Origin of the sequence: Vibrio sp. 10N.261.52.A1 (assembly GCF_002876325.1) — a bacterium.
Classification (GTDB): domain Bacteria; phylum Pseudomonadota; class Gammaproteobacteria; order Enterobacterales; family Vibrionaceae; genus Vibrio; species Vibrio chagasii.
The window spans coordinates 1-8,158 of sequence record NZ_MCYD01000802.1; the positions used below are offsets into that span (position 1 = coordinate 1).

The following is an 8,158-nucleotide window of genomic DNA, read 5'->3' on the forward strand; positions in this document are numbered from 1 at the left end:
GAAGGAAGCCTACCTTGAGTCAGTCTTTAAGAATTGTCTTCGCAGGTACTCCGGATTTCGCCGCCCGTCACTTGGCGGCGTTGTTGTCTTCGGAGCATGAAGTAATTGCGGTTTATACTAACCCAGATCGCCCTGCAGGCCGCGGAAAAAAACTATCTGCGCCACCAGTAAAACAACTCGCACTTGAGCACGAAATTCCGGTTTATCAACCAGAGAACTTCAAGTCAGATGAGGCTAAGCAAGAATTGGCAGCCCTTAATGCCGATATTATGGTAGTGGTCGCTTATGGTATGTTGCTACCACAGGTGGTACTTGATACACCTCGCTTAGGTTGTATCAATGTACATGGCTCTATCCTACCGCGCTGGCGTGGTGCTGCTCCAATTCAACGCTCTATCTGGGCGGGTGATAAAGAGACTGGCGTTACGATCATGCAGATGGATATCGGCCTAGACACAGGTGACATGCTAAGTATCGCTACGTTACCAATCGAAGTGACAGATACTAGTGCATCGATGTACGAAAAGTTAGCTGGCCTTGGCCCTGACGCTCTTGTTGAGTGTTTAGCTGACATCGCTTCTGGCAAGGCTGTCGCTGAAAAGCAAGACGATGAGCTTGCGAACTATGCGAAGAAGCTAAGCAAAGAAGAAGCACGTATCAACTGGAGTGATGACGCGGCTCATATTGAGCGCTGCGTTCGTGCTTTTAACCCATGGCCAATGAGCCACTTTGAAGCTGCAGAAAACAGCATCAAGGTATGGCAAAGCCATGTGGCAGAGCAAACCTCTGATAAGCCTGCAGGTACCATTCTGCAAGCCGATAAAACTGGTATCTATGTAGCAACAGGGCAAGGTGTACTTGTTCTTGAACAGCTACAAGTTCCAGGCAAAAAAGCCATGTCAGTTCAGGATATCTTGAACTCTCGTGCAAGCTGGTTTGAAGTTGGAACTCAACTTTCTTAACCGCTTTAAAGCTGCCATAACGCAGCTTAGAAAACCTTTACGAGGGCAGAGATGCCCTCATGTATTTAAATAAATATTCGGTACCCCTCATGAATGTTCGCGCTGCTGCTGCAAATGTCCTATTTCAAGTTGTCGATAAAGGCCACTCTCTTTCACACGCTCTCCCTGCGGCTCAAAAAACGATCCGCCCGCGAGACCATGCTCTATTGCAAGAGATTTGCTACGGCGCACTTCGTTACCTGCCTCGTCTAGAGTCAATCGCTAACGAACTGATGGAAAACCCGCTTAAAGGTAAAAAGCGCGTATTCCACCACCTAATTTTGGTGGGCATTTACCAACTGAGCTTCATGCGCATCCCTTCGCATGCAGCTGTTGCGGAAACGGTTGAGGGCACCAAAACACTGCGTGGTCCAAGCCTAAGTGGTTTGATCAACGCAGTATTACGTAGCTACCTACGTGACCAAGAAGAGCTGGATGAAAAAGCAGTAAGCCACAATGCGGGCAAATACGGCCACCCAAGCTGGATTCTAAAAATGCTTCAAGAAAGCTACCCAGATCAATGGGAGCAACTGATTGAAGCTAACAACAGCAAGGCACCAATGTGGCTGCGCGTAAACCGCCAGCACCACACTCGTGACGAGTATGTTGAACTGCTTAAAAACGAAAACATTGAATACACCCTGCACTCAGAAGCAGCGGATGCAATAAAATTGGCTTCACCTTGTGATGTAACTTTATTGCCAGGCTTCGACAAAGGTTGGGTTTCAGTACAGGACGCAGCGGCTCAGCTTTCGGTTGATTACCTAACACCAAAAGACGGTGAGCTGATCCTAGACTGTTGTGCAGCACCAGGCGGTAAGACCGCACACATTCTTGAGCACACTAACGACACAGAAGTGGTTGCGATTGACTGTGATGTTAAACGCTTAGACCGCGTTTACGATAACCTTGAACGCCTACAACTGCGTGCCGACGTAATTTGTGGCGATGCTCGCTACCCTGAAGAGTGGTGGATGGGCGATAAGTTCGACCGTATCCTACTTGATGCGCCTTGTTCTGCGACTGGCGTAATCCGTCGTCACCCAGACATCAAATGGCTGCGTCGTGCATCGGATATTGAAGCACTAGCGGAACTACAAAGTGAGATCATGGATGCAATGTGGCACCAGCTGAAAGAAGGCGGCACTATGGTTTACGCAACATGTTCTATCACACCGCAAGAGAACGTTCTGCAAGTGAAAGCATTCCTAGAACGTACTGAGAACGCAACGCTAGTTGGGTCTGATATCGAAAATCCGGGTCGTCAAATACTGCCTGGTGAAGAAGATATGGATGGCTTCTACTACGCAGTTCTAGTAAAACAGGCATAACAAGTAACAGCGGCTAAGAATTTTATTTCTTAGCCGCTGTTTCTTTCTGGTGCACTATCAAAGCAAAATGAGAGCACTAGAATTACAACGGCAAAAATAAGAGAAAGGCTATGAAGATCATTATCCTAGGTGCTGGACAAGTAGGCGGTACCCTTGCTGAAAACCTAGTGGGTGAAAACAATGACATCACGATCGTCGACCGTAATGCCGACCGACTGCGTGAACTTCAAGATAAATATGACCTTAGGGTTGTAAACGGCTATGCCAGCCACCCAAACACATTACGTGAAGCGGGTGCGCAAGATGCCGACATGCTAGTTGCAGTAACCAACATGGATGAAACCAACATGGCCGCGTGTCAGGTTGCCTTCTCTCTTTTTAATACGCCAAACCGAATTGCACGTATTCGTTCTCCAGAATATCTAGAAGAGAAAGAAGCGCTGTTCAAATCAGGTGCAATCCCTGTCGATCACCTGATCGCACCAGAAGAACTGGTGACCAGCTACATTGAGCGTTTGATTCAATACCCAGGCGCACTACAAGTGGTGAGCTTCGCAGAACAGAAGGTCAGCCTAGTGGCAGTAAAAGCCTACTACGGTGGTCCACTGGTTGGTAATGCCCTATCTGCTTTGCGTGAGCACATGCCACACATCGATACACGTGTGGCGGCTATCTTCCGTCAAGGTCGCCCTATTCGCCCACAAGGCACCACCATCATTGAAGCCGATGATGAAGTGTTCTTTGTAGCGGCAAGTAACCATATCCGCTCAGTAATGAGTGAGCTACAGCGCCTAGAAAAACCGTACCGCCGCATCATGATTGTTGGTGGTGGTAACATCGGTGCAAGCCTAGCGAAACGCCTTGAGCAGAGCTACAGCATCAAGCTTATCGAGCGTAGCTACACACGTGCAGAGAAGCTATCTGAAGAATTAGAAAACACCATCGTATTCTGTGGTGATGCAGCAGACCAAGAGCTACTCACCGAAGAGAACATCGATCAGGTCGATGTATTCATTGCCCTAACCAATGAAGATGAAACCAACATCATGTCGGCAATGCTGGCTAAGCGTATGGGTGCCAAAAAAGTAATGGTACTGATTCAGCGCGGTGCCTATGTAGACCTTGTGCAAGGCGGTGTTATTGACATTGCAATCTCCCCACAACAAGCGACCATTTCTGCGCTACTTACTCACGTTCGTCGTGCTGATATTGTTAACGTATCCTCTCTACGTCGCGGTGCTGCTGAGGCTATCGAAGCGATTGCCCACGGTGACGAAACCACATCGAAAGTGGTTGGCCGAGCGATTGGCGATATCAAACTACCACCGGGTACCACCATTGGTGCCATTGTTCGCGGAGAAGAGGTGCTTATTGCACACGATAGAACCGTGATCGAGCAAGATGACCACGTAGTAATGTTCCTAGTAGACAAGAAGTACGTGCCTGATGTTGAGTCTCTTTTCCAACCGAGTCCGTTCTTCTTGTAGTCTTGTTCTCATAAGTCTTCACGTAACAACGCGCTTAGGCATTAAGCTATGGTCAATTTTCGTCCGATATTATTAGTGATAGGGTTAGTGTTATCAAAACTGGCCCTTTTCATGTACATCCCAACACTAGTGGCCTTCTTTACCGGTACCGGTGGTTTTCTCGAATTCGGTCAATCAGTGGTGATCACGCACATCGTGGCGTTCATCTGCTTGAGTTTAGGCCGCTCTGCTAAGTTCCGACTCGGGGTGCGGGATATGTTCCTGATCACCTCTCTGGTATGGACAATAGCCAGTGCCTTCGCCGCACTGCCGTTTGTGTTCATCAATCACATCAGCTTTACCGATGCCTACTTTGAAACTATGTCCGGTATTACCACAACAGGTTCAACGGTATTGAGTGGCTTAGACGGCATGGCACCAAGCATCCTACTGTGGCGCTCGATATTGCAATGGCTTGGCGGCATTGGCTTCATCGTAATGGCGGTGGCAGTACTGCCGATGCTCAACGTCGGTGGTATGCGCCTGTTCCAAACGGAATCTTCCGATTGGTCTGATAAAAGCAGCCCGAGAGCAAAAACCGTCGCCAAGAACATCGTAGCGGTTTATCTGGTATTAACTGGCTTGTGCTTAGTGAGCTACCTGTTTGCAGGCATGAGCGTGTTTGACGCCATCAACCACTCGTTTACCACGCTATCAACTGGCGGTTACTCGACCTCTGATGGCTCGATGAACCACTTCTCGAACAGCGCTCACTGGGTTGGCACAGTGTTCATGTTCCTTGGTGGCTTACCATTCCTACTTTTCGTTAGCGCACTGCGTGGTAGAAAACTGTCTATCCTCTACAAAGATGCTCAAGTGAAAGGCTTCACCTACCTGTTTTTATTCACCAGCGCGGTAATTTCAGCATGGCTAGTAGTGAGAGATGGCTACACCGTTTTGGATGCACTGCGTGTTTCTATGTTCAACATCGTATCCGTGGTCACCACTACCGGTTTTGGTTTGGAAGACTTCACAGCATGGGGCGCACTACCGACCACCTTGTTTGCCTTCTTGATGATGGCTGGCGCATGTTCAGGCTCAACCTCGGGCGGCATCAAGATATTCCGCTTCCAGATAGCGATGACGATGCTTCACAAACAGATGATGAAGTTGATTCACCCATCAGGCGTATTTGTTCAACGCTACAATCAACGTCCTGTGAGCGACGATATCGTGCGCTCATTGGTAGCATTTGGTTTGATGTTCTTTATTACGATTATCTTGATCGCTGGCGGTTTGAGTGCGATGGGATTGGACCCAATCACCAGTATCTCTGGTGCAGTGACTGCAGTTGCTAACGTGGGTCCGGGAATGGGTAGTGTTATTGGTCCAACAGGTAACTTTGCTCCACTGCCAGACGGCGCTAAATGGTTACTAAGCTTCGGCATGTTGATGGGAAGACTCGAGATCCTGACGCTTATCGTTTTATTCTTCCCAGCCTTCTGGCGACGCTAGTTACCCAAATACTTAAGGATATAGAGATGAAATCATACCTACTTATCGCAAGCGCACTGCTGAGCAGTTCGGCATTGGCCGATCAGATGGTGACTCTGCAAGATGGCAAACAGATATTGCTGAAAGATGATTTCACGTGGCAATACGTGGTACCACAGCAGCAAACAAAAGAAGCAGTAACATCAAAGAGCACGGTGCCTGTTGCTGCCGCACCTGTTGTCGCCGTTCCGATTGCAACGAATGTGCAAGGTACGACGATTGTTGTAGATAGCAAGAAGCCAAGCCTACAGCTGTCACAATCAGGGGTTGATGTGGTACTCGGTGCTAGCCACTATGAAGATGGTGAGCTTATTATCCCAACGGCGATTACCAATCAAAGCACACAAGCTGTGATCTTGGTGTCGGTAAAGCTCGACCTGTATTCTGCCAGCGGTGAGCTTTTAGAAGAGAAGACGGTCGCCGTTTGGAAATCAATCAAGCGTATGGCAGATACCTACCTTCGACCAAAAACGGATTCTGAAGGCACCTCGATCAAGCTAGAGGTTGAGCAACATCCTGAGTACCAAATTAAAGCAGAAATCGTTGAAGTACTGACTCGCTAAACCGGAGTCACATACAGATAGATCGCGAAGAAGTGGCAAGCGCAGCCCGCCAATACAAACAAGTGCCAGATGGCATGATTGTAAGGGATGCGTTTTGCTACGTAGAAAATCACACCTAACGAGTAAATCACGCCACCGAGTGCTAGTAGCACCAAGCCGCCCATCTCAATATTCATCGCCAGTTGATACACCACGATCAATGACAACCAGCCCATAGCTAGGTAAGTCACCAATGACAAGCGCTTAAATCGGTAGACGAAGGCTATCTTCATAATGATGCCGGCCAGCGCAATTCCCCAAATCACCGCCATCAATCCCATGGCTAATGGCGTTCTTAAGCTAACCAGTAAGAATGGTGTGTAGCTGCCCGCGATCAGTAAGTAAATCGCGCAGTGATCGAGAGTTTTCAGCAGACGTTTGGTTTTCTCGGTGGTGATAGAGTGGTAAAGCGTAGAAGCAAGAAACAGCAGAATAATACTGCTGCCATACACCGCCATACTGGCAATCGTCAGTGTGTCGGCTTGATGGTCAAACGCACGGATCAGTAGCAGGATTAGACCAACCACGCCAAGTACAACGCCTAAGCCATGGGTTATCGCATTGGCGCGTTCTTCGATGTCACTGTATTCGCTCGCCGATGATGCAGACATGATTATCCTACTAGAGTAAATGTTCGATAACGCTAGTATTACACATTAAGCGTACACGTGTAAGCTTAAATTTTTATGACATGTAGAACCTAAAGAGATCGGAGACAACCGATACCTTAAGCATCATTTATTTAGAAAGCACTAAGACGCGCTTTCTAGATACTCAATGACCATCTTACCCGCCTCTTCTGGAGAGGTATCGAGTGGCACGCTCAACTGTCGATGCAATTGGCCAATGCCTAGCAAGCTTGCCAACATACCTTTTGCACCATCGCGATTACGGTCTATTTCAAACCATAGCTTAAGCTCTTTCTCATCTCGATGAGCTACCACTTCCAGCTCGCGCCATCGGCCATGATAAGGCCCAGTAGTTGGAACAAACTCAAACTCTTGAACAAACGGCAGTTCAAAGCCATCAACCGCTTCACACTCAACCTGACGAATACGTAGCCCTTGAGCCTCCAGTTCATTGAAAATGCCATCAAGGAGTGCATCTGGGCGAACCGTTAAGATATCTTTATCCGACGGATCGATCGCCATCGCAATGTCTAATCCAGTTTCCAGCCATACCTTAGAATCGCCAATCGTCACCGGTGTGTTCAACGGAACATCAAACTCACACTCAAAGTCGCGAGTTTCACCCGGCTGAATCACAAACGCGTATGGCAGGCTCCATTTCGCTAGTGAGTATGTCTGATGCATGCGGCGTGTTTGGCCGCCCTCTTGCCTTTGCGAGTTCATGGTGACTTCTTTGACGTAACGACAGCACAGATTAAGATCGATATTGTCGATCTCCTGCGGCTGAGCGCCACCATACACATGCACAATAATGCTCGCCTTCTGCCCTGGATACAGCACTTCCTGTTGCAATACAGAATCGACCTTAGCCGACCCAATACCAAAACTTGCTAACGTTTTCTTTAAGAACGACATATGCACCTCCTTTAAAGCATCATCTTAAGCCTGAAAGAGGTTCAAACTCAAATATACTGCTCACACAATTTTAGCTCTAATATCGTCTATTTATCACTCAAGCGTCGATCGATAACTGAGATAGTGATAATCTAATACCCGATATGCATGCATATCATTATCCTGATTTATTATTCGGATTGGCGGAAGCCAGACGAGTGACTCTTCAAGCAATTGAGGCGGATCTCATAGTGAATCAGGCCATTAGATTGGCAATGGATATGCCTGACCGTTAGGTAAATTAATGCGCCCAACAGCTGTCAGGTTCTCGCACACCAACCGTAGTGCGATGCGTCGTCGTAGTGGCTTTGTTGCTGCTCCAATGGCAAAGAAATTGGCTCCTACAATGACTTTAGTTGAGAAGACTGCTTTATTAGCACCGACTACAACAAAAGTAATTAAAGCCGCTTAACAAAAAGCGCAGTTTTTACTGCGCTTTTTTCTTGCCTGGTATTCTCTTGAAATGCGTTTACACATTGGTATTCCTTAACCGATTTGATACCTTAGCCACAAATCATTATAAAATTTGTGGAGAATAAAGTATGAAGTGTCACCGCATAGAAGAACTTCTTGAGCTTATGGAGCCAGAGTGGCAGAAAGATCAGGAGCTTAACTTATTAG

The 8,158-nt window shown here is 47.6% G+C and carries 9 protein-coding genes; 7 read left to right on the forward strand and 2 right to left on the reverse strand.

What is annotated here, in order from left to right:
* Positions 1–14: 14 nt before the first annotated feature.
* The 5 genes from fmt (at position 15) to BCT81_RS16765 (ending at position 5,915) form a co-directional block, all read left to right on the forward strand.
* The gene (gene fmt / locus BCT81_RS16745) at positions 15–962 is read left to right on the forward strand and encodes a methionyl-tRNA formyltransferase (RefSeq protein ID WP_102425184.1); all 948 of its coding nucleotides are present in this window, start codon (positions 15–17) and stop codon (positions 960–962) included.
* An 89-nt stretch (positions 963–1,051) separates the two neighbouring features.
* Entirely contained in the window at positions 1,052–2,332 is a 1,281-nt protein-coding gene (rsmB, locus tag BCT81_RS16750) for a 16S rRNA (cytosine(967)-C(5))-methyltransferase RsmB (protein ID WP_102425179.1), read from the forward strand.
* Positions 2,333–2,442: 110 nt separating this feature from the next.
* Entirely contained in the window at positions 2,443–3,819 is a 1,377-nt protein-coding gene (gene trkA, locus BCT81_RS16755) for a Trk system potassium transporter TrkA (protein ID WP_004739332.1), read from the forward strand.
* A gap of 48 nt (positions 3,820–3,867) precedes the next feature.
* Positions 3,868–5,313 (forward strand): TrkH family potassium uptake protein, encoded by a 1,446-nt coding sequence (locus tag BCT81_RS16760; RefSeq protein ID WP_102425180.1) that lies wholly within the window; start codon positions 3,868–3,870, stop codon positions 5,311–5,313.
* A gap of 26 nt (positions 5,314–5,339) precedes the next feature.
* Positions 5,340–5,915 carry a DUF3157 family protein gene (locus BCT81_RS16765; protein WP_102425181.1) on the forward strand — a complete coding sequence of 192 codons (576 nt, stop codon included), beginning with the start codon at positions 5,340–5,342 and terminating at the stop codon, positions 5,913–5,915.
* Here BCT81_RS16765 and BCT81_RS16770 read toward each other — a convergent pair.
* Entirely contained in the window at positions 5,912–6,565 is a 654-nt protein-coding gene (locus BCT81_RS16770) for a hemolysin III family protein (protein ID WP_102425182.1), read from the reverse strand. The two genes, BCT81_RS16765 and BCT81_RS16770, sit on opposite strands and share 4 nt — an antisense overlap.
* Positions 6,566–6,706: 141 nt before the next feature.
* Complete coding sequence (locus BCT81_RS16775; protein WP_102425183.1) at positions 6,707–7,498, reverse strand: sporulation protein; 792 nt, start codon at positions 7,496–7,498, stop codon at positions 6,707–6,709.
* 283 nt (positions 7,499–7,781) lie between these two features.
* On the opposite strand from BCT81_RS16775, the gene BCT81_RS29375 reads away from it, so the two are divergent.
* Positions 7,782–7,949 carry a hypothetical protein gene (locus tag BCT81_RS29375; RefSeq protein WP_170222445.1) on the forward strand — a complete coding sequence of 56 codons (168 nt, stop codon included), beginning with the start codon at positions 7,782–7,784 and terminating at the stop codon, positions 7,947–7,949.
* Positions 7,950–8,079: 130 nt separating this feature from the next.
* Positions 8,080–8,158 (forward strand): DUF1040 family protein (locus BCT81_RS16780; RefSeq protein WP_133152645.1); only part of this gene is annotated, 79 nt, incomplete at its 3' end.

What these genes read in the sequence shown, in the direction of transcription:
- BCT81_RS16770 (WP_102425182.1), bottom strand. Translation starts at nt 6,565, where the DNA reads ATGTCTGCATCATCGGCGAGCGAATACAGTGACATCGAAGAACGCGCC.
- rsmB (WP_102425179.1), top strand. Translation starts at nt 1,052, where the DNA reads ATGAATGTTCGCGCTGCTGCTGCAAATGTCCTATTTCAAGTTGTCGAT.
- BCT81_RS16765 (WP_102425181.1), top strand. Translation starts at nt 5,340, where the DNA reads ATGAAATCATACCTACTTATCGCAAGCGCACTGCTGAGCAGTTCGGCA.
- BCT81_RS29375 (WP_170222445.1), top strand. Translation starts at nt 7,782, where the DNA reads ATGCGCCCAACAGCTGTCAGGTTCTCGCACACCAACCGTAGTGCGATG.
- trkA (WP_004739332.1), top strand. Translation starts at nt 2,443, where the DNA reads ATGAAGATCATTATCCTAGGTGCTGGACAAGTAGGCGGTACCCTTGCT.
- BCT81_RS16760 (WP_102425180.1), top strand. Translation starts at nt 3,868, where the DNA reads ATGGTCAATTTTCGTCCGATATTATTAGTGATAGGGTTAGTGTTATCA.
- BCT81_RS16775 (WP_102425183.1), bottom strand. Translation starts at nt 7,498, where the DNA reads ATGTCGTTCTTAAAGAAAACGTTAGCAAGTTTTGGTATTGGGTCGGCT.